The organism is Leptolyngbya sp. NIES-2104 (genome assembly GCF_001485215.1).
Classification (GTDB): domain Bacteria; phylum Cyanobacteriota; class Cyanobacteriia; order Leptolyngbyales; family Leptolyngbyaceae; genus Leptolyngbya.
In genome coordinates, this window is the sequence record NZ_BBWW01000001.1 from 2,796,908 (window position 1) to 2,815,926 (window position 19,019).

Consider the following 19,019-nt stretch of genomic DNA (forward strand, 5'->3'; position numbering starts at 1 on the left):
TCGCTTATCTCGACATGCACGCTTGACGGTTCGCTTTCACTCGGCAGATTTCTTCATCGGCGTAGCACACCGAAATCGATTTCACACCGAGAATAATCCAAGATGCTTTTGTGAGGCGATCGAGTTCTTCGATCACTTGATCGACACACCAGGGTTCAGAGCAGTGGATCAAAAGCGCGGCAAATTTCGTTTCTAGTCGGCAACCGGACAACGTTTGAGGATAGAGCTGTCTGAGTCGATCGATGCGGAAGTCTGCTAGCATCGACAAGTCTTGAGTAGTGAATTTCATTTTCATAACTTCCTTTTGAATATGTGTTGCACAGATTGAATCGGATTTGCCCAGGGATCTGTACGGTAGGATCTGGGATTTTTATTTTCTACTGTGAACACCATTGCGTAAATGTACGGGTTCTACGAGCGACTTGTACGGAAGCTTACAGTTTAGTTACGGCGATCGTGTTCGCAGCTCCGGAGAGTTTTGAGCGGCGATTGTGTTGCTCTAAAATCGCTTGCTCTAAGTGATATTTCTTTAGTTTCGCACCTGTCTTTCTTGCGTGAGATGAAATTCTATGAAGCGGTTCGCTACCGTCATGCTAGAGTGACAGGCTAATTAGAAATTTCGATCATTCACCGGACATAAATCTATAAATTGGCTGATTTTTAAGAAATGACGTTGCTGCGATGCCACACTCAGACGGGGAATTCGTCACGGCAACGGTTAGATCGGAGGAGAGATAAGACGAATGGCTAACGCGAACAAACTTAGACGATTAGCTTGGTTGGAAGGAATTCGGATTTTTGCAGCGGTGTTTCTGCTGTTCTATCACGCTCAACTTCTGTTTACAAAATACGCTTTTACGCCTCAGCCGACTGGCTTGATTGCAAATCTTCAGCAGCTTTTTTCGGCAACTCGTCAACTTGGGGACAGTTGGATCACTCAGGCGTTAAGCTTACCTGTTTGGTTCGGTTATCAGTTCGTTGATGTGTTTGTCTTGATTAGCGGCTTTAGTTTAGTGCTGTCGTTGAAAGGAAAACCGATCGAGGTCGGTCGCTTTCTCAAGCGCAGGTTACTCCGAATTTTGATGCCGTTTTGGACAGTGGCTTGGTTGTCGTATCCCGTGCTATGGATCATTGGGAAATGGACAAATAGCTATATTCCCGACGCGTGGCATACCTTTGCAGGAATGTCTTTTCCGATTTTGTTTGACTATGGTGGCGACCTGTTGCTTCCCACTAGTGGTCCTTGGTGGTTTGTGCCGCTGATTATTAGTTTTGCATTGATCTTCCCGGTACTTTGGTATTTGATCAATCGTTGGGGTTCGCGCAACTTATTGATTGTCAGTACTGTGATCACGTTTGCCTATCGCGCCCTTGCCGTGTATGTGTTTCAGGGACATCCGACTTACGCGATCGTATCTGCTGCCGCAGGTTGGCAACCATTCGTACACTTCATTGCAAAACTCAGTACTTTTGTTCTGGGCATGATTGTTGCACGTCAGTATTCACAAGGTAAAGGAGTCATTTTCTGGCGATCGTCTAGAGCTTTGATTGTTGGAGTTGCGATTTATGCGATCGGCTTTGTGGCACAGTTCTATCGATTCGGCTGGATTTTCGATGATTTCTTGCTTGCAGTCGGTTTAACACTTTGCTGTATGGTGGTGTTCCGATTTTTCAGCGATCGCTTAAATCTCGGTGCGGTGATGGTGTGGCTCGGACTTCATAGCTATAGTTACTTTCTGATTCACAACTTTGTCATCGATCGGACGTTGAATCTCTATGTGCAGAATCAGCTTCCGCTGTACTATCAAGTGCTACCTTGGATGGTATTTGGAACATTGGGATTGGCTGTGATTGCCGATCGGATTACGCCTTGGATTGAGCGAAGTGCGATCGCGCTTTGGCACTATACAGATGCTCGATTAACACCGATCGCCAAGATCGGATCGTGGGTTCCGAAAATTGGCGAGGCGGTGCTTTACCGTGGAAAACCGGGCTGGACGATTCAGAAAGTCGAGCAGGTTATCCACGATAAAGCGTTTTATCTGTGCCGGATCTCGAATGGTCAAAGAACGATTTGGGTCAATCAAAACGATTTGAAACAAGATCAGGCGTTACAGGTGAAATAGAGTATTCAAAGTCTCTGCGCTCCGATTCCATCCCGCCCTGAAATAAATTTCGGGCGGGAGTACAACGAAGTGAGCCATCTTCAAAGCATCCTACGCGATCGCTTTCATCATCAATTGATAACCGCGATCGTCATACCCTGCCTTGCGATAGACCTTGTAGGCGCGTTCATTGTCTTCATGCACCGAGAGCGCAAGGGTCGGAATATTGAGCGATCGACAATATTGCTCAACAAACTTCAAGGTTTGACTTCCGATTCCTTGTCCGCGATGAGCAGAACGCAGATACAACTCATCGATATACGCACCTAGCCCACGAAACTCAATACTGTAGCTGAACGTAACGGCAACGTAACCAATAACGCGATTGCGCTCGGTAATGAGCCAGACTCGTCCTAGTGCGGGATTACTCAGAAATTGCTGGAGTGAAACGCGATCGAGAACTGGATCAAATGGGAGTTTTTCAATTTTGTGAAACTCCTCGACCAATTCAAGCAAAACATCAACGTCTTTGGATGTTGCAACACGATAGGCAACATTTACATCAACGGATAACATGCAAAATTTTTCCTTTTTAAGTGCGACAAAGAATCAAACTTGGAACGTGAAAACGATTCGATCGCACAACAAAGCGTCGGATGCAATACAACATTACACCGAATCAGAACAAACACTAAAAACCCATCGGTTCCGATCTGTTATCTAGAACACATCAGAATACAACGATTCAAATTGTTTTAATTCCAACTGCAAATCACTAAATTGTGCTTCCTGACAATGCCCGCTATATGTCTGGAACTTCTTTTAGATAGTGCATAAAATCACCGTGTTTACTGCCTTTGGGCGTGAAAGCAATTTCAAAAACCAAACTAAAATTGCTTTTTTGCTTATAGAGCGATCGGAATTCAAAACTCTCAAATTTTGGTTATTCCTATTTCCAGGGTAATCTGTACCCCGCAGTTTAGTCAACTTAACTTCGACGAAAGGCGAATGATTTTGCCGCTCGAATACAAGTCGGTAAATCGGCATCGGTTTTAATCGCTTCTCGATCGATGTGCGTCAAACTCGCCCGGTGTCCCCAATCCCGCAAGGTTTGGATCAAATAATTCGATTTTGGAATGTCTAATTTTCCGCGTCGTCCAATCTCGCCCAATGTATAGAAGTACGGCGGCATTTCTGCTTCCATAGACATCAGTTCTAATAATCGAATCTGTGCTGTCCAGTTCCAATCTTTTGCCAATTCGATCATTTGGGCAATTTGACCCGCATCATGCAGATGACCTAACCACATTGCACCACTCAGAACCAGCGATCGACTATCTAACGAACACTGCGATCGACCTAGTTTTCGCCACTCGACTTTCTGATAAGTGCCGCACTCATGACAAAACCCTAAAAATCCATAGTTCTGCTCAGTCAATTGAATCGAGGAAACTAACCGCACCATCACGCGATAAGTTTGACCTGTGAAATAGGAAAACACGGGGATGATACCCATTCCGCGTGATGCGGCTTGTTGTTGCACATTGCCTAGAATTAGTCGCAATCCTTGTTCATGCGCGGCGGGATGAATTCGAGCGATCGCGCCATAGTCCGCCACACAATTATCCGGGGCACGTCCGGTTACAGTTCGTCCATCGGTGCTCGTTAGATAGATCAGTCCATTAATGGCACAAGCGCTTAAACTCGCATGAACATACGGAACCGGAGAACCAAAGCCATCCACATCGACTAAGTCATAGTAATTCTGATGGTTATAGCAATCGAAAAACACTCGGATTGCATCTCGATCGCTAATTTGATATTGCTCCGGTGGTAATTGCGCTAAGTTCTCCCGCAGTACTGTTTGAGTGTCCGAATTACTATCATTTGCACAGACAAAATCAGCTTGACTTTCAATCGCGTATCTCAGCGATCGAACTCCGCATCCTGCCATCGCGTCTAACACTCGTAAAGATCCGCGATCGCGCCGATAGACCGCTGCTGCAAGAACCGCTAAATCTCTCACCGTTTCAGCATTGGGATTGTAGAATGCACTACCGATCGTGAACGTGGCTTTTCCTTCGATCGTCATGTTCAAAATCGGAGATAGTGCATCAATTCAGCGATCGCAGAACTCGGAAGTGAAAGCCGCTGTTGCAAATCGACTAGGTTTTTGTAGTTGCCTTGAACTTGACGATTTCTCACGATCGCTCTTGCCAACACCGATCGAATATTTGGAATCTGCAACAGTTCATTCACCGTTGCTGTGTTCAAATTTACGCGCTGAATCTGCTGCAAACTTTCTGGATCGTAGTAGCAAAACTTCATCACAGGTTCTAACGGTTTCATTCGCTGCAACGAAACTCCGATCGCTGCGGCAACATCCTCGATACAGAGAAATTGCACCCCGAATTCGCTCAATTGCGTCAATGTTTTCGCCTGATGAATCGATAATCCGGGCAATCTCAACCAATCATCGACACTTGCCTGATTCACATCGATTTGAATTCCTAAATCTGCTGCAATCCGAATCTCCGCCAACGATTGAAAGCGATAATACGGATCGTTTTGGATTTTAGATTTCAGTAGCGCGTTCGAGAACCAATTGAGCATTTATTTAATTCGATCGAGCAATTTCCGGCGTTTTTGTTCAAATTCGTATTCTGAAATTAAACCATCTTCTCGAAGCTGATCGAGTTCACGCAAACTTTCCGACACACTCACAACGGGATTGGCTGACACATCGAGCGCGATCGCTTCATCATTAAAATTCACATCGAACTCATCAGGATTCTGAATCAGATAGAATACCGCATCAAATAGCGCTGCAATCCACGCGATTTTGCTGCCTGTGAGTGCCAGAGCTAAATAAATCAAGCACCACCAGCGCTGTCCTAAATAGAGCTTGTGCAAGCCGACCAGATGAAAGCCACCAAACACCGGAACGGCTCCCACGATCGCTAACAGTGCCGCAACTCTTCGACTTTTCGCATTCCCCAGCATAAAACCCACTGCGATTCGGTGGCTTTCACTATAACGAAGTTTTGCCAAGTCGCGACCGTTCGCAATTATCCACAGAGGGAAATTCGCTCGAAAATATCAAGACGCATATACCATTCAAAGAAGGGGCAGTTTCTCAAATTGTGTTATGAAGTTGCAGTCACCGAAAGGTAAAGTTCCTTGGAGATCGATCGGGGTTTTTTGTGCGATCGCATCCGCAGCGGGTTTAGTGGCATCGAGTGCGTGGCTCAGTACCCAGTTCATCATCGATCCGCGATCAGTTGTGTGGATGAACCGCTATCTACCCAAACAAGCCCGAATCCCGGTCAGTGCTTGGGATGACCCGAAAACAATTCAAGAGATTCATTCGGATCTTCGTAAATCGGGATTGTTTGCAGGAGAACCGATTCAGGTCGAGACTGCCCTCAAAGACAAGAAGAAACAAACAGACTTGCTCATTCCCATTTTCAAACCGGGACAGGATGGAGACGATCGCTTAACAGAACTGCGTGCATACCGATTAGTTCTCAATCCCACTCCGAACAAAAAAGAAGCCCTTCAGTTCGTCAATCAAATCGAGGTGCGGGAACTGCGCGAAGATTTTGTTACTGAACCGCTCGTTCGCGCTCGTGTGATTAATCCGAGTTCCGATCGCCCAGTGCCGTTCACAACGGTCTACCGCTTTGAAGATCGTGCACCTCGAAATGGAGCTTGGTTAACTCTAAACGGCAAATTAAAACAGGGCGATTCGTCGATCGCTTATGGTCAAGTGGTCTATTACAATCCGACCACCACGGCGATGAGCGTGATGCTGTCTTGGACAAGTCCTGATGGTGAACTTCCAAGCTGGCAAGCCGTTCCAAAAGGTCGTCCAGCGGAAATGGTCATCAATCAGACGGTTGGATTAGAGCCAGATTTTCAGGTGTATCAACTGCGATCGGTAAAGCGTAAAAATATTCCGTTTCAACTCCAGCCGATTTCTCTAAGCGAAAGCGGACTGAAGTCGAACAATGGAGCCTTTGTAGACGCTTTATTTCTCGCTCGAAGCGGTCTTTGGTCAAACGCTTTGGAATATATGCAATCCGTGAAGCGTCAGATCGGTTCTGATTGGACAATGAATGCTCAAGCCCAGATGGATCTCGTGGCGCGTCATGCCAAAGTTACGAAAACCCAAGCCGACCAACCTTGGGCAAATTCAGGACAGCAAGTTTTAGCAAATCTACTCGACGGACGCTGGGAACGGGCAATTCAATTTGTACAGAATCGAGAGAGCGATCGTACTGAAGTGCTAGACATGCTCAAGTTCGATCCGGGTCGAGTGCAAAAACGCATCAATGCCGCACTTAACTTTGATCCTGCGCGATCCGATGTGCAGATGTGGGCAGCGTTGCGGTTGGCATCTCAACAAGGAAAACCGAGTGCGATCGCTTGGTTAGCAAAACAGCCCTCAGATTCCAATGTTCGCCGCACTCAAACGCTGAAATTGATCAATGAACTCGATTCGATGACGTTTGGCACTGTGACACCTTCTGCAATCTCTCAAAACAAGAATTAATGAAACTAATTCTCAAAAGATGTGGTGTTTAGTTTTACAGCCTGTCGTATTAAAGTTCTTATTCAAACTAAGAAAAAATTAAGGCAAAGCAAATTTATTGCGATTCATTTGACAATAAGACCTATTATCAAAATGATCTTGCGTGTCGAGATCGCCATTTCTAGTTATTGGTGTAAGGAAAACTGGTCATGCCAAAATTTTTAATTCATTCCCTAGTCTTAGCAGCGGGTGTCAGCATTGCGTCGAGCGCTACCGCAAATGAAACTCCGAACGTTGCAGACTTGAGCAAACCCGAACCGTTATCACAAGTCACTTCAGTTTCTCAGCTTTCTGATGTGCGCCCGACCGACTGGGCATTTCAAGCATTGCAATCTCTAGTAGAGCGCTATGGCTGTATTGCAGGGTATCCCGATCGCACTTATCGAGGAAATCGGGCGCTCACTCGATTTGAATTTGCAGCGGGATTGAATGCGTGTCTCGATCGCGTCAACGAACTGATCGCCGCTTCGACCGCTGATCTGGTGAAAAAAGAAGATTTAGCCACGCTGCAAAAACTTCAAGAACAATTCGCCGCAGAACTCGCAACGATTCGCGGTCGCGTTGATGCCTTAGAAGCAAGAACAACCACACTCGAAAAACAGCAATTCTCGACCACGACTAAACTAAACGCTGAAGTCGTCTTAGGAATCACTGGAGCCGCCGCAGGTCGGGACTTTATCCGCCGGGAATTTGTCCCTGGAGTTGGTAGCGTCGAAGTTGCCGATCGCGTTTCTCGTAATACGATCGTCGGCAATCGAGTTCGCTTAAACTTTGATACAAGCTTCACCGGACGCGACAATTTAAGAACGCGATTACAAGCAGCAAATCTTTCAGGACTACCCGCGAATTTGAACGGCGACCAATTGACTAATGAAGGCTCATTACGATTTGCGGGCGGAGAAAATAATGAGATCGGGCTGGATGCGTTGAACTACACATTCCCGATCGGCGAAAATACAACCGTCGTGCTCGAAGCGAATGCAGGCGCGATCGATGACTTTACCGATACGCTCAATCCCTTTCTCGACGGCGATGGTGGCTCCGGTGCGCTGTCACACTTTGGCACCCGCAACTCAATCTACTACCTCGGTAATGGCACCAGTGGAACTGGATTAGGACTGCGCCACAAATTCGGAGAAGCTCTAGAACTGAGTTTGGGTTATCTCTCCGGTGAGCCGAATTCTCCGGCAGCAGGCAGCGGATTATTTAACGGCTCTTATGGGGCAATGGCTCAACTCACGTTCCGTCCGAGTGAACGTCTGGGAATCGGTTTAACCTATATCAATGCCTACAACGTTGATTACTCTGGAAATGGTGCGGTTGGAAGTACTCGCGCCAATTTCCGATCGCTGGCTGAAACCGGATTTTTAGCAGACAACGTACCGACGATCGCGAATGCGTACGGGGTTTCTGCGACCTTCCAAATCGCGCCGCAATTAGTACTCAATGGCTCAGTTGGCTATACAAATGCTCGATCGTTGCAATCGGGTGCACGCGGAACGCTCGATATTTGGAACTGGGCAGTGGGTTTAGCGGTTCCTGACTTTCTCAAAAAGGGCAGTGTTGCAGGTGTGATTGTCGGGATGGAACCGAGAGTAACGGGAGCGAGAGGCGCATTTGGGTCTGCGGTGGGACGCGATCGAGATACTTCACTGCACGTTGAAGGTTTCTATCAATTCCAACTGAACGACAACATCGCCATCACGCCTGGAATCATCTGGTTAACGGCTCCAAATCATGACAACCGCAATGATGACATTGTGATTGGTACGATTCGGACAACGTTTACGTTTTAACCTTAAGGAAAACGATCGAAGAATTCTTCGATCGTTTTCCTATCAGTCACCTATTCGCCAGTAATCGACAATTCATCCACCCAAACTCTCGGAGCCACTCCTGAGCCTGTGAATTCTGTCTCTTTCTCGACATAGATAATCGACTTCAGCACCTCGCGAATATCACCTGCAACCGTCGCCGATTCGATACTGGTACGCTTACCATCCTGAATCAACCACCCATCAAACGGCAGCGAGAATGAACCCTGTAGTGCCTGAACTCCCGCATGAAGCGCACTCACATCATCAATCAAAATCAAGTTGTCTGCATTCTCTAAACTATATTCCTGTGCTGCGGGTTCCCCTGCATACACATGAAAGAAATGCGGACTTACTGTAACTTTTGCGCCCATATTCGCGTGTCCGGTCGGCTGAGCATTCATTCGTTTCGCCGTTCCTGAACTATGTAGAAAGTTCGACAACACACCATTCTTAATCAAAGGAATAGCGCGAGTCGGAGTCCCTTCGCCGTCAAACGCCTCTACACCAATATTTTCAGGATGCAAAGCATTGTCATCCAAACACAGGAGCGGAGACGCGATCGCACTTCCCAACGATTCCACAGTCGAAAGACTCTGCTTATCTAAAATGCTCTGAGCATTAAACAGATTAGAAAACGCCCCGATCAAACTCAAAAAGGCTTCCGGCGAAAATACTACCCGATATTTACCCGTTTTCACCTTGTCATAGTTCAAGTGGCTGATCGTCTTTTCTGCGGCTTCTTTGAGACAGCCTTCGACATCGAGCTTTTCGATTCCCGGACTCACCCGAAACGCGCCTGCACTTCTAGGTTTGCGACCTTCTTCCTCGGTCTTGGTGTACAGGTACAACGACGCATAAGAATGTGCCTCATGCCGCAGTGCACCCTGACTATTGAGATAAAAGCGATCGATATCCCGTTGCGCCAATCCGTTGTAGGGAACACCCGCGATCGCGGGATGCGCTTCTAATAGTTCTTTTTCAGCTTTAATCAGCGTTTCCAACAGTTGAGAAACCGGAGCTTGGGGAAGATGTTCGCTTTTTACTTCAGCCGTTTGGGCTGTCGATTCCGGGCTGAAATCGGGCACGTTGTCCTTCACGCCAAAATAGCTAGCTTCTTTCGCAGTCTTTAATGCAAGTTCTAATCCGATCGGATCAACATCCGTGGTCGAAGTCACGCCAACCGTATGATCTTCATTCCAAACGCGCACCGTCACGCCCGATCGCTGAGAGGCTTTCATCTGTTGCGGTTCGCCTTGATCGACTTGCACACTGGTTTCATCGATCGACGATCCGTAAATATCGAATTTCTCAATTCCAAGTTTCTTCGCGGCTTCTTGGGCTGCCGCTGCAATGTCTTGAACCTTTGCCATGTTTTATGCTCCAGGGAATTTGTCTACCTGTTCAATTTTTGAATGCGATCGATTCTGCGTTTACCCGACGACGTAGAGACGGGGTTATGTAAGTTGCTGAAATAGCTGCATCATTGTGGGGTGGGCATCTTGCCCGCCACCGGGGATCAGGCAAGATGCCTGCCCCACAGTTATTTTCTAACGCCCGCCCACGGTAATCGAATCCACCTTCAAATGCGGTTGTCCGACCGTGACATACACGCTACCGCTGACCGATCCACAGAAACCCGCCGCCAATCCCAAATCCTTAGAACACATCGAAATCTTATCCATGATTTCGGTCGCTTCCCCGATCAAGGTGGCTCCTTTCAGCGGTTTCGTCACTTTGCCGTTTTCGATCAAATACGCTTCATCCACCGCAAAGTTAAACTGTCCGGTCGCGCCAACACTACCGCCGCCCATCTTTTTGCAGTAGATTCCTTTCTCGATCGACGCAAACAAGTCATCAATCTCATACTCACCCGGAGCAATATAGGTATTCCGCATCCGGCTTGCAGCAGCGAAAGTATATCCTTGACGGCGACCGCTTCCGGTTCTCGGATGTCCGGTTCGTACTGATCCTGCGCGATCGGAAATAAAGTTCTTCAGAATGCCGTTCTCGATCAGCAACGTGCGCTGAGCGGGCATTCCTTCGTCGTCCATATCGATCGTGCCAAACGCATCAGTCGTAATGCCTTCATCCCAAGCGGTCAGATTTTCGTGGGCAATCTTTTCGCCTTTCTTCTCAGCAAACGGAGTCGTCTTCCGCTCGATCTGAGTCGTTTCGAGCAAATGACCACACGCTTCATGGAAAATCACGCCGCCGAATTCGTTCGCCATAATGACCGGATAATTACCCGACTCAACATACTCCGCGTACAGCATTTTCGCGGCGGATTCTGCCACTTCTTCAGCATCGATCGCATAATTCCAAGTTCTGAGAAAATCCGGTTCGCTCGTGCTGCCAACGCGCTTATTGATCGACGATCGATTCGTCCCATCCGCACACAGCAAGCTATATCCCACCGATTGCGTCAACCGAATATCCCGCGCAAACGTGCCATCACTTGCCGCAACTAAAACTTCTTGCCAATCGCGGAAATACACCGCCCGACGAGATTGGACATGATTTGCTTTCTCAGAAAGCGATCCATTCGCTGCCAGCAACACATCGCCCATTTCCCGCATCGAACTCGACTGACCGAGCCACGCCTCTTTGCCTTTCTTGGTGGCATAGTCGCGCAACAGTTCGAGGTGAATTTCTGGAATGAACGAATTCGGAGCAGGCAAATGCAAGCCCATAATCGACAACCCTTTTTCCAATGCGGCTTTCAGTCCGTTAAACGATAAATCGTTCGTCGAAACGTAGCAATCCGCCTTACCGCGAAAGACTCGTACCCCTGCACCCGTCGCCAATCGCGGCGAAATACTGGTAATCGCGTCATCTTCTGCCATGCAGCTAATGTAGTTGACACGCTCCAAGAAAAATTCAATAAAATCTGCTCCAGCCGCTCGTCCCAATCCAAGCAGAATCGACAAGGGAGCCTCCCACGTTTCGTCGAACCGATCGGGGGTGTAGGAATAGTTCAAGCTGGGTAGCTCTTTAGAGATTAAAAGAGTCGGTGATTGCATCAAGCAAGCCTCGCGCTGGTTTTCATCTATTTTAGCGAAGTCGTTTCGTTTCCGGGTCATGTGTGATTTGGCTCAGTCCGTATTCACAGTGTCTCTCATTGGTGAGATGTGTAAATTTTCGGAGTTCGGTAGATCTAGTACGGGCTGGATTCCTGAGTTGCGGTGCGAGTATGACGAGAATCTTCACGAAGACTTAATCGATTCAGTCGAAATTTTGTCTGAGCGTTCAGTAAGACTGCTGAAGAATAAAAATATTCCCTGGAAATCACCGAGGTACTCAATGCGTGATCTTCTCGCCCTGTTCAGCTTGATTTGCTGGCTGGTTCTCATGATTTGGGTCTACCGAAATTCACCGGATTGGTTTTTCGTGCCGTTCTTCTTTGTGGCGACCTTTATGTTCCTTCGATTGATGGAGCCAAAAAGCTCGTAGAGTTTCAATTTGCTTGGTAGCCTGAGAGTGCTGTGATTGGATTTGGATTGTGAGTTCTCCAGAGTTCAGGCTAGAGCAAATTCGCCGGATGATTGTCACTGCGGATCAAATGCGCTCGATCGAGCAACGTCTATTCGATGCGGGGATGCCCGTTGCGGCTCTGATGGAAAAAGTCGCGGGACGATTGAGCGATCGCATTACCGAACTCTTCCCACCTTGCAAAGTTGGAATTCTCGTCGGCTCCGGTCACAATGGCGGAGATGCCCTCGTCGTGGCGCGAGAGTTACATTTCCGAGGCTATGAAGTGCGGTTGTGCTGTCCCTTTTCCCACTGCAAAGACTTGACCGCCAGCCATTTACAGTATGCAAAAAGCCTAGGAATTTCCTGTGAATCAGAGATTGAAAGTTTGCGATCGTCCAATTTCCTAATCGATGGCTTATTCGGATTTGGATTAACGCGATCGCTTGAAGATCCAATCGCTGCGATGGTCGATCGCATCAATGAATGGAATTTACCGATCGTCAGCATCGATCTTCCCTCTGGGTTGCACACCGATACAGGTCAAGCCCTCGGAACTGCCATCAAAGCAACTCATACCCTTTGTCTTGGCTTATGGAAACTCGGTTTACTTCAAGACAACGCCTTAGAATTTGTCGGACAAGCTGAACTGATCGATTTCGATATTCCACTGGCTGACATTGCTGCAATTCTGGGCGATCCGGCTCCAATTCAGCGCATCACTCCAGACTGGGCAATGTCTGCTCTACCGCTGAAACGTCCCGCCTCGACTCACAAATATAAGATGGGGCACTCGCTCTTAATCTGCGGTTCGCGTCGATATGCGGGTGGGGCACTTCTCACAGGATTGGGAGCACGATCGAGCGGGGTTGGGATGTTGTCGATCGCAGTTCCCGAATCGCTCAAACCGATGCTCTCTTCTCACCTTCCCGAAGCTCTGATTATCGGCTGTCCTGAAACTGAATCGGGCGCGATCGCTCATCTTCCTGACCTCGATTTGAGTGCGTTCGATGCGATCGCTTGCGGTCCCGGTTTAACCTTAGATGCCGCGCCAATTGTCGAGAAGATCTTAAACAGCGATCGTCCAATGGTGCTGGATGCTGATGGACTCAATGGCTTGTCTCAGCTTGGAACTGTTCCAACCTTACAGAACCGCCAAGCTCCAACGATTTTGACTCCGCACTTGGGAGAATTCAAGCGGTTATTTCCAGAAATTGAAATTGAATGTCGATCGACTGCGGTAAGAGAAGCCGCGAAATCGACGGGTGCGATCGTGCTATTGAAAGGGGCGAGAATTGCGATCGCGGCTCCAGAAGGACAAGTCCGCATTAATCCCGAAAGTACGCCTGCGCTGGCTCGTGGTGGCAGTGGCGATGTTTTGACCGGGCTACTCGGTGGGCTTCTGGCTCAAAACCTAGCGGCTCAAAGCAAGATTTCGCTGTTAGATTTAACTCAAACCGCTGCTTGGTGGCACGCTGAAGCGGGCATTCTGGCGGCTCAACACCGCACAGAACTTGGGGTCGATGCTCATACCTTGACGCAATTTTTGATTCCAGCGATCGCAGTATCTAAAAAATCCTAAATTTTTAGACTGAGTTCGCCACAATCCTGTGCTATGATAAATACCTGTGAATGGCAAGGGTCGATGCCCGAGTGGTTAATGGGGGCGGACTGTAAATCCGCTGGCTACGCCTACGCTGGTTCAAATCCAGCTCGGCCCATTCACAGTTTGCCCGTGTGGCTCAGTGGTAGAGCACACCCTTGGTAAGGGTGAGGTCACGAGTTCAATCCTCGTCACGGGCTTGTTAAAGGAGATTGCGATCGCATTTTGAAATAGACGATCGCACGATAGCTCACCTGGTCAGCAAGCTAAACAAACTATCTGAGTTTGGTAACGGCAAGACTGGACTCCAATCATTCACATCTGCAAAGCCTAAACTATGCAGTTGATGAATCGTTTGAACAATCTGAGCATTCGTCCCGACTAAAATCATTCGCAAGCGTCCATCATTGCTATCAACTCTCGATAGCAATGCTTCAAGGGAATATTTCATCGTTTTTGGGTTCCTCTTTTGAACGGAGAAGAAAGCCCAAAAACAAAGCCGCCTGAATTGCAGCATGAATCAGGGCGGCTCAGAGATGCTATCATCCCTCAAGCCTCCTGTGCTGGTGCATACAGCATTGGAGGTTAGTCGCTCAGAGTTGGTGAGACAACTTTGGGCGGCGCGGCTTCGTTTCTGGATCGGTCGTCACAGACGCAGCAGGACAACTTAATCCCAAACAGTAGTGGATTTATTTTTGCTAGTCAAGCAAATGTTAGAAGATGTTAGTGATCAAGAGGCGATCTCTATATCTCATAGGGGTAAGAATTCAATTCGATTCGCAAAATCTTCTAGCTCACCAGCAGTGGCAAGGAGTTCAAGATCTCTTACACAATCGCCAATGCTGGCAAGTTGCTGATGAGCGTAGATAATGCCACTGAAGGAAATTTCTGCTTGAAGATGAGTTGCAGCGATCGCGAAAAAATCATCGTCGCGGGTAAAGAGAACTCGTTGTAACTCAGTTGCTCTCGCAAGTACCTCTGGATCTAGAATGCTAGAGCGATCGTCTTCCTGAACAGTGAGCACATCAATTCCGCGTAGGCGCAGCCCAAACGTAATTTGCCGTGGAACGTTCTCATCCATGTATAGGTTTACAGGCATGGCAAATTGTGGGGATTACAGTTTCCCTTGGGCGCGTAGCTTAGCGACGATCGGGGAAGCTCCCGCAGCTTTGCGTTGTTCTTGAGCGAGTTGCAGGCGGCGGTTTATATCTGCGTCGATTTCGGATTGGTGATCGCAATAGTAGGCAAGGGCGGAATAAATTTGGCTAAGGGAGATATGGGGATATTGAAAGTGCAGTTCGGCAGGACTCCAGCCATAGGTAAGGTGAGCGGTAATGAGTTCGACGACTTTCATTGTGGTGCCAGCGATGTAGGGAATCTGGTCATCACTGAGGTTGATGTACTTGTAGTCGGTCGAATGGAAAGTCATGGGGTGATGAAAGTGCAACTTGTCGCCATTTTAGCATTGCCATGTTTGACGAAGCGCGATCGCTGGCAGAGTGCGATCGCAATGATTATCGATACATTTGCGGAAATGCGATCGCAGATTGCACCCTGTACGATCGCCCAATTAGCGAAAGATCGAGGTGATTGCGATCGCTGATTCAGGGCTTGTACAGTGAGTCGCGAAAAGAATCGAAATATTTTTCGTAATTCTCAAGCCTCAAGGAGATTTCTATGTTATCCCTGTATCTAATTTGACGAATCATTTGTTCTGCTAGTCACTCGTTGCCCTATGTCTCAGTTCATGACTCACGACGAACTCTTGAAGCTGATTGACCAAGCAGCGGCGGAAGATTGGGAGGTGCTTGATTTGTCGCAGCAGGGGCTGGAGTCGTTGCCATCGGAGATTGGAAAGCTGACCGGGCTAAAAATACTTGATCTTTCTGGCAATCAATTTACAGTCATTCCAGAGGGGATTGCCCAACTGACCAATCTCACCCGGCTTTACCTCTCTGACAACCAAATCACGACCATCTCGGATACGATTGCTCAACTAACTCAACTAATGAGTCTCATAGGGCTTTACCTCTCTGGCAACCAAATCAGAGTTATCCCGGATGCAATCGCTCAACTGACGAATCTCGCAGTGCTTCACCTCTCTGTCAATCAAATCACAATCATCCCGGATGCGATCGCTCAACTGACGAATCTCCCGGAGCTTTATCTTTCTATCAATCAAATCACGATCGTCCCGGATGCGATCACCCAACTCACTAACCTTATACGGCTTGACCTCTATAGCAACCAGATCACAGAAATTCCTTCATCCATTACATCACTGCCTAAGCTAGAAGAACTTGACCTGCGTCGTAATCCGCTTAGCATTCCAAAGGACATTTTAGATTCTGATTCCTCCACACGAGAGAGACACAAACTTCCAGCCGCCAAACCCATCCTCGACTACTACTTCACCACCCGCGACCCCGACCAAACCACCCACCTCCTCGAAGCCAAACTCCTCATCGTCGGTGAAGGAGGAGCCGGAAAAACCAGCCTCGCCCAAAAACTCTTAAACTCCGACTACAAACTCACTCCCGAAACCGAAGATACTTCCACCCAAGGCATCGACATCCTCAAATGGGAATTCACCGGAACCAACGGCAAACCCTACTGCATCAACATCTGGGACTTCGGTGGACAAGAAATCTATCACCAAACCCACCAATTCTTCCTCACCGAACGATCGCTCTACCTGCTCGTCGCCGATAGCCGCAAAGAAGACACCGACCACCCCTACTGGCTGAACATCATCCGCCTCCTCAGCAACAACAGCCCGATCCTCTTAATCCAAAACGAAAAACAAAACCGCACCTGCACCCTCAACCTGCGCGAACTCCGCGCCGAATTCGATGCCCTCCACACCCCCACCCCGATCAACCTCGCCGACAATCGCGGACTCTCAACCCTCCGCAAAACCATCCAACACCACCTCGAAGCCCTCCTCGGCGACGGTCTCCCCTTCCCCAACAAATGGCTCAACGGGAGATAACAACCAAGTCAGCAACAATACTTTCAATCAAATCAACAATGCCAGCACTGCTGAACTGTTACAACTGATTACCCAACTTCGAGAAAGCGCCACCACTTTCCCCGAAGAAACTCAGGATGCGATTTTGATCGACTTAGAAGATATCGAAACTGAAATCCAGAAACCAGAGAACGATCGCAACCCGAAAAAACTCAAACAGCGACTCATGGCAGTTCTCGCAGCCGCAGGAGTTGCCGCAGGGGGTATTTCTCAAGTCACCGACTTTGCCAGTAAAGCGATCGACCTTAGCAACAAACTCGGCATCGAACTCCAGCTTCCTGGTTCACCCTGAAACCCCTCTGATATTTCTCATGTCAAAATAACGGTAGATGTCACTCAATCTTCTGTATGCAAATCACGCTCGACATTCCTGAAGCACTACTCACCAGACTGAATGCGATTGATCAAAGTCTGCCTCAAGTCCTGGAATTGGCACTAGACGAATTGACAGCTAGACCCCAATCCGGATTCACAGGATTTGCAGAAGTTTTAGAATTTCTTGCCAATCTACCAACTCCAGAAGAGATTCTAGCCTTGCGCCCTTCAGAAACACTACAAGCTCAAATCGATCAGCTTTCCGAGAAACATAAAGCCAATGCGCTGACACTTCAAGAGCAGCAACTCTGGCAACAGTACGAATACCTTGAGCATCTAGTCAGTTTGGCAAAAGCGAAAGCTTATCTGAAGCTTCAATCCAATTTGCATGAGTAAAACCTATGTTCCAGCTTCATTGCGTCGCAACGTTGTAGAACGTGCAGGTAGCTGCTGCGAGTACTGTTTGCGCCCAGAACTATTCTCGTTGAGCGTTCATGAAGTCGATCATGTGATTGCAGAAAAGCATGGGGGTACAACAACTGAGGACAATCTCGCGCTTGCCTGCAAACTCTGTAACACGTTCAAAGGAAGTGATATTGCGTCGATCGATCCAGAAACAGATGAAATCACTGCTCTTTATCATCCAAGACGCGATCGCTGGTCAGAGCATTTTCAATTGGAAAATGCAGCATTCATCCCTTTATCTGATCGCGCAAGAACCACGATCCGACTCCTTCAACTCAATCGCAGTCGAATTTTGAAGGAGCGATCGCTGTGGCTTGATTCTGGATTGATCAAGATTCCAATCTAAAACACGCGATGTTGCAGTGAAGGCATTTGTCGTCGGACTTGTTCTAATCGTCCGGGAACAATTTCTGCGATCGCGACTCCCGGCATTTCTCCCGCATCCGCCAAAATCACCCCCCACGGATCAATGATCATTGCATGACCGTGAGATTGTCTCAGTGAGTTGTGTCTTCCAGTTTGTGCGGGTGCAATCACATAACACGTGTTCTCGATCGCTCTTGCCTGTAACAACACTTGCCAATGATCTTTCCCGGTATGAGCGGTAAAAGCGGCGGGAACAAACAACACTTCTGCGCCCATCTGCGTCATTTGGCGGTAAAGCTCTGGAAATCGCACATCGTAGCAAACCGATAAGCCAATACTGCCGAGTTCTTTAGATGGATGAATCGGCGGCACTCTAGAACCTGCGACCACCGTTGCCGATTCGCGATAAGTATTGCCATCGGGCAAATTCACATCGAACAAGTGAACTTTCTCGTAACGTGCCAGTTCTTGACCGTTCGGAGCCACGAGCAGCGCCGTATTGTAGACCTTGCCTTGCTCGACGGGAACGGGATAGCCACCTCCCAAAATTGTCACTTGAAAGCGTTGTGCCATCATTTTGAGAAACTTCTCGCTCTCTACTGCGATCGACTCTGCCTGAGCAAGCTTCGCCTCTTCATCTCCTAAAAACGAAAAGTTCTCTGGCAAACCAATCAACTCTGCCCCCCGTCGAACAGCCAAATCGATCAATTCTTCCGCTTGCGCCAGATTTTTCTGCAAATCAGGCAAGCTATTCATCTGTACAGCGGCAGCTAGGTAAGACTTCATGACATCAACTCACGGGTTTCGCTGGAAAATTACCGGGATTTAAAACAGTTTTAAGTGAGCGACCGAAATCGATCGCCCACTTACTACTTTAAATCGCGTTGATCCTAAATCGATCTAGGTTTGCTGAGAATCTGATCGCTCCGGCGGATTGTGATGCACGACCAGGTGCACCATCGAGTTAATCGTTCCTGCAATGCCGCCAATCAACAGAAACAACATCAACATCGCTAATGCGGAAAACGGGGAAAGGACAAACGTAAGCAGCAACGTCATTACTAAAAGCGATACAACTGCGCGATTCATATCAGTCTCCTGCAACTCTTGAAAGCTGTTTTTACATTAACAACGCGGTTTTTCTGTTGACCTCTAACGAAAGCAGCAATTCAATTTATCCACGGACGGAAAGCGTAAAATTCCTTCATAGTTGTGTCACGAACATTCAAGTTATGATCACCACTAACGGTCGATT

Annotated in this window: 22 protein-coding genes and 2 tRNA genes; 12 read left to right on the plus strand and 12 right to left on the minus strand. The window is 47.9% G+C overall.

Annotated elements, in window-relative coordinates; translation table 11 throughout:
• Positions 1–4: 4 nt before the first annotated feature.
• A complete protein-coding gene (locus tag NIES2104_RS13005; protein ID WP_156426946.1) occupies positions 5–289 on the minus strand; it encodes a hypothetical protein in 285 nt (94 codons plus the stop codon).
• A gap of 454 nt (positions 290–743) precedes the next feature.
• Here NIES2104_RS13005 and NIES2104_RS13010 point away from each other — a divergent pair, with 454 nt between their 5' ends.
• Positions 744–2,126: an acyltransferase gene (locus tag NIES2104_RS13010; RefSeq protein ID WP_058998608.1), complete on the plus strand. Its 1,383-nt coding sequence runs from the start codon at positions 744–746 to the stop codon at positions 2,124–2,126.
• A 90-nt stretch (positions 2,127–2,216) separates the two neighbouring features.
• Here the strand turns inward: NIES2104_RS13010 and NIES2104_RS13015 are convergent, their stop codons facing one another.
• The 4 genes from NIES2104_RS13015 to NIES2104_RS13030 form a co-directional block, all read right to left on the minus strand.
• The gene (locus NIES2104_RS13015) at positions 2,217–2,681 is read right to left on the minus strand and encodes a GNAT family N-acetyltransferase (protein WP_058998609.1); all 465 of its coding nucleotides are present in this window, start codon (positions 2,679–2,681) and stop codon (positions 2,217–2,219) included.
• 412 nt (positions 2,682–3,093) lie between these two features.
• Positions 3,094–4,197: a tRNA (guanine-N1)-methyltransferase gene (locus NIES2104_RS13020; protein WP_058998610.1), complete on the minus strand. Its 1,104-nt coding sequence runs from the start codon at positions 4,195–4,197 to the stop codon at positions 3,094–3,096.
• A gap of 2 nt (positions 4,198–4,199) precedes the next feature.
• A complete protein-coding gene (locus tag NIES2104_RS13025; protein WP_058998611.1) occupies positions 4,200–4,718 on the minus strand; it encodes a ComEA family DNA-binding protein in 519 nt (172 codons plus the stop codon).
• Positions 4,719–5,108, minus strand: coding sequence for an SHOCT domain-containing protein (locus tag NIES2104_RS13030; RefSeq protein WP_058998612.1), 390 nt, complete (start codon positions 5,106–5,108; stop codon positions 4,719–4,721).
• Between the two features lie 145 nt (positions 5,109–5,253).
• Between NIES2104_RS13030 and NIES2104_RS13035 the strand changes: the two genes are divergently transcribed.
• Complete coding sequence (locus tag NIES2104_RS13035; RefSeq protein ID WP_058998613.1) at positions 5,254–6,660, plus strand: hypothetical protein; 1,407 nt, start codon at positions 5,254–5,256, stop codon at positions 6,658–6,660.
• A 188-nt stretch (positions 6,661–6,848) separates the two neighbouring features.
• Positions 6,849–8,495: an iron uptake porin gene (locus NIES2104_RS13040; protein WP_058998614.1), complete on the plus strand. Its 1,647-nt coding sequence runs from the start codon at positions 6,849–6,851 to the stop codon at positions 8,493–8,495.
• 50 nt (positions 8,496–8,545) lie between these two features.
• Here NIES2104_RS13040 and NIES2104_RS13045 read toward each other — a convergent pair whose 3' ends face one another.
• Both NIES2104_RS13045 and NIES2104_RS13050 read right to left on the minus strand, forming a co-directional pair.
• Entirely contained in the window at positions 8,546–9,886 is a 1,341-nt protein-coding gene (locus tag NIES2104_RS13045; RefSeq protein WP_058998615.1) for a TldD/PmbA family protein, read from the minus strand.
• 177 nt (positions 9,887–10,063) lie between these two features.
• Positions 10,064–11,536 (minus strand): TldD/PmbA family protein, encoded by a 1,473-nt coding sequence (locus NIES2104_RS13050; RefSeq protein WP_059001702.1) that lies wholly within the window; start codon positions 11,534–11,536, stop codon positions 10,064–10,066.
• 280 nt (positions 11,537–11,816) lie between these two features.
• Here NIES2104_RS13050 and NIES2104_RS31770 point away from each other — a divergent pair, with 280 nt between their 5' ends.
• From NIES2104_RS31770 to NIES2104_RS13070, 4 genes are all read left to right on the plus strand, one after another.
• Entirely contained in the window at positions 11,817–11,966 is a 150-nt protein-coding gene (locus NIES2104_RS31770; RefSeq protein ID WP_156426947.1) for a hypothetical protein, read from the plus strand.
• 49 nt (positions 11,967–12,015) lie between these two features.
• Positions 12,016–13,566: an NAD(P)H-hydrate dehydratase gene (locus NIES2104_RS13060; protein ID WP_339375121.1), complete on the plus strand. Its 1,551-nt coding sequence runs from the start codon at positions 12,016–12,018 to the stop codon at positions 13,564–13,566.
• 57 nt (positions 13,567–13,623) lie between these two features.
• Positions 13,624–13,705 (plus strand) — tRNA-Tyr (locus NIES2104_RS13065).
• Between the two features lie 10 nt (positions 13,706–13,715).
• Positions 13,716–13,787: transfer RNA gene (locus tag NIES2104_RS13070), tRNA-Thr, on the plus strand.
• Positions 13,788–13,837: 50 nt separating this feature from the next.
• On the opposite strand, the gene NIES2104_RS13075 is transcribed toward NIES2104_RS13070, so the two are convergent.
• The 3 genes from NIES2104_RS13075 to NIES2104_RS13085 form a co-directional block, all read right to left on the minus strand.
• Positions 13,838–14,038: a hypothetical protein gene (locus NIES2104_RS13075; protein WP_058998617.1), complete on the minus strand. Its 201-nt coding sequence runs from the start codon at positions 14,036–14,038 to the stop codon at positions 13,838–13,840.
• A gap of 300 nt (positions 14,039–14,338) precedes the next feature.
• The gene (locus NIES2104_RS13080; protein WP_058998618.1) at positions 14,339–14,686 is read right to left on the minus strand and encodes a DUF5615 family PIN-like protein; all 348 of its coding nucleotides are present in this window, start codon (positions 14,684–14,686) and stop codon (positions 14,339–14,341) included.
• A gap of 15 nt (positions 14,687–14,701) precedes the next feature.
• Positions 14,702–15,016: a DUF433 domain-containing protein gene (locus NIES2104_RS13085; protein WP_058998619.1), complete on the minus strand. Its 315-nt coding sequence runs from the start codon at positions 15,014–15,016 to the stop codon at positions 14,702–14,704.
• A gap of 6 nt (positions 15,017–15,022) precedes the next feature.
• On the opposite strand from NIES2104_RS13085, the gene NIES2104_RS13090 reads away from it, so the two are divergent.
• From NIES2104_RS13090 to NIES2104_RS13110, 5 genes are all read left to right on the plus strand, one after another.
• Positions 15,023–15,190 (plus strand): hypothetical protein, encoded by a 168-nt coding sequence (locus tag NIES2104_RS13090; protein ID WP_156426948.1) that lies wholly within the window; start codon positions 15,023–15,025, stop codon positions 15,188–15,190.
• A 132-nt stretch (positions 15,191–15,322) separates the two neighbouring features.
• Complete coding sequence (locus NIES2104_RS13095) at positions 15,323–16,579, plus strand: leucine-rich repeat domain-containing protein (RefSeq protein WP_058998621.1); 1,257 nt, start codon at positions 15,323–15,325, stop codon at positions 16,577–16,579.
• Between the two features lie 124 nt (positions 16,580–16,703).
• Entirely contained in the window at positions 16,704–16,910 is a 207-nt protein-coding gene (locus NIES2104_RS13100) for a hypothetical protein (RefSeq protein WP_058998622.1), read from the plus strand.
• A gap of 56 nt (positions 16,911–16,966) precedes the next feature.
• The gene (locus NIES2104_RS13105; protein ID WP_058998623.1) at positions 16,967–17,329 is read left to right on the plus strand and encodes a hypothetical protein; all 363 of its coding nucleotides are present in this window, start codon (positions 16,967–16,969) and stop codon (positions 17,327–17,329) included.
• Positions 17,322–17,744, plus strand: a complete 423-nt coding sequence (locus NIES2104_RS13110) for an HNH endonuclease (RefSeq protein ID WP_058998624.1) — start codon at positions 17,322–17,324, stop codon at positions 17,742–17,744. The genes NIES2104_RS13105 and NIES2104_RS13110 overlap by 8 nt, the downstream gene beginning before the upstream one ends.
• On the opposite strand, the gene NIES2104_RS13115 is transcribed toward NIES2104_RS13110, so the two are convergent.
• Together NIES2104_RS13115 and NIES2104_RS31775 are read right to left on the minus strand one after the other, a co-directional pair.
• Entirely contained in the window at positions 17,741–18,550 is an 810-nt protein-coding gene (locus tag NIES2104_RS13115; RefSeq protein WP_058998625.1) for a carbon-nitrogen hydrolase family protein, read from the minus strand. The genes NIES2104_RS13110 and NIES2104_RS13115 overlap by 4 nt on opposite strands.
• 114 nt (positions 18,551–18,664) lie before the next feature.
• Positions 18,665–18,853, minus strand: coding sequence for a hypothetical protein (locus NIES2104_RS31775; RefSeq protein ID WP_072218064.1), 189 nt, complete (start codon positions 18,851–18,853; stop codon positions 18,665–18,667).
• Positions 18,854–19,019 lie beyond the last annotated feature (166 nt).

What these genes read in the sequence shown, in the direction of transcription:
- NIES2104_RS13110 (WP_058998624.1), top strand. Translation starts at nt 17,322, where the DNA reads ATGAGTAAAACCTATGTTCCAGCTTCATTGCGTCGCAACGTTGTAGAA.
- NIES2104_RS13035 (WP_058998613.1), top strand. Translation starts at nt 5,254, where the DNA reads ATGAAGTTGCAGTCACCGAAAGGTAAAGTTCCTTGGAGATCGATCGGG.
- NIES2104_RS13080 (WP_058998618.1), bottom strand. Translation starts at nt 14,686, where the DNA reads ATGCCTGTAAACCTATACATGGATGAGAACGTTCCACGGCAAATTACG.
- NIES2104_RS31770 (WP_156426947.1), top strand. Translation starts at nt 11,817, where the DNA reads ATGCGTGATCTTCTCGCCCTGTTCAGCTTGATTTGCTGGCTGGTTCTC.
- NIES2104_RS13045 (WP_058998615.1), bottom strand. Translation starts at nt 9,886, where the DNA reads ATGGCAAAGGTTCAAGACATTGCAGCGGCAGCCCAAGAAGCCGCGAAG.
- NIES2104_RS13105 (WP_058998623.1), top strand. Translation starts at nt 16,967, where the DNA reads ATGCAAATCACGCTCGACATTCCTGAAGCACTACTCACCAGACTGAAT.
- NIES2104_RS13010 (WP_058998608.1), top strand. Translation starts at nt 744, where the DNA reads ATGGCTAACGCGAACAAACTTAGACGATTAGCTTGGTTGGAAGGAATT.
- NIES2104_RS13075 (WP_058998617.1), bottom strand. Translation starts at nt 14,038, where the DNA reads ATGAAATATTCCCTTGAAGCATTGCTATCGAGAGTTGATAGCAATGAT.
- NIES2104_RS13025 (WP_058998611.1), bottom strand. Translation starts at nt 4,718, where the DNA reads ATGCTCAATTGGTTCTCGAACGCGCTACTGAAATCTAAAATCCAAAAC.
- NIES2104_RS13040 (WP_058998614.1), top strand. Translation starts at nt 6,849, where the DNA reads ATGCCAAAATTTTTAATTCATTCCCTAGTCTTAGCAGCGGGTGTCAGC.
- NIES2104_RS31775 (WP_072218064.1), bottom strand. Translation starts at nt 18,853, where the DNA reads ATGAATCGCGCAGTTGTATCGCTTTTAGTAATGACGTTGCTGCTTACG.
- NIES2104_RS13015 (WP_058998609.1), bottom strand. Translation starts at nt 2,681, where the DNA reads ATGTTATCCGTTGATGTAAATGTTGCCTATCGTGTTGCAACATCCAAA.
- NIES2104_RS13020 (WP_058998610.1), bottom strand. Translation starts at nt 4,197, where the DNA reads ATGACGATCGAAGGAAAAGCCACGTTCACGATCGGTAGTGCATTCTAC.
- NIES2104_RS13095 (WP_058998621.1), top strand. Translation starts at nt 15,323, where the DNA reads ATGTCTCAGTTCATGACTCACGACGAACTCTTGAAGCTGATTGACCAA.
- NIES2104_RS13090 (WP_156426948.1), top strand. Translation starts at nt 15,023, where the DNA reads ATGAAAGTGCAACTTGTCGCCATTTTAGCATTGCCATGTTTGACGAAG.
- NIES2104_RS13050 (WP_059001702.1), bottom strand. Translation starts at nt 11,536, where the DNA reads ATGCAATCACCGACTCTTTTAATCTCTAAAGAGCTACCCAGCTTGAAC.
- NIES2104_RS13115 (WP_058998625.1), bottom strand. Translation starts at nt 18,550, where the DNA reads ATGAAGTCTTACCTAGCTGCCGCTGTACAGATGAATAGCTTGCCTGAT.
- NIES2104_RS13005 (WP_156426946.1), bottom strand. Translation starts at nt 289, where the DNA reads ATGAAATTCACTACTCAAGACTTGTCGATGCTAGCAGACTTCCGCATC.
- NIES2104_RS13085 (WP_058998619.1), bottom strand. Translation starts at nt 15,016, where the DNA reads ATGACTTTCCATTCGACCGACTACAAGTACATCAACCTCAGTGATGAC.
- NIES2104_RS13030 (WP_058998612.1), bottom strand. Translation starts at nt 5,108, where the DNA reads ATGCTGGGGAATGCGAAAAGTCGAAGAGTTGCGGCACTGTTAGCGATC.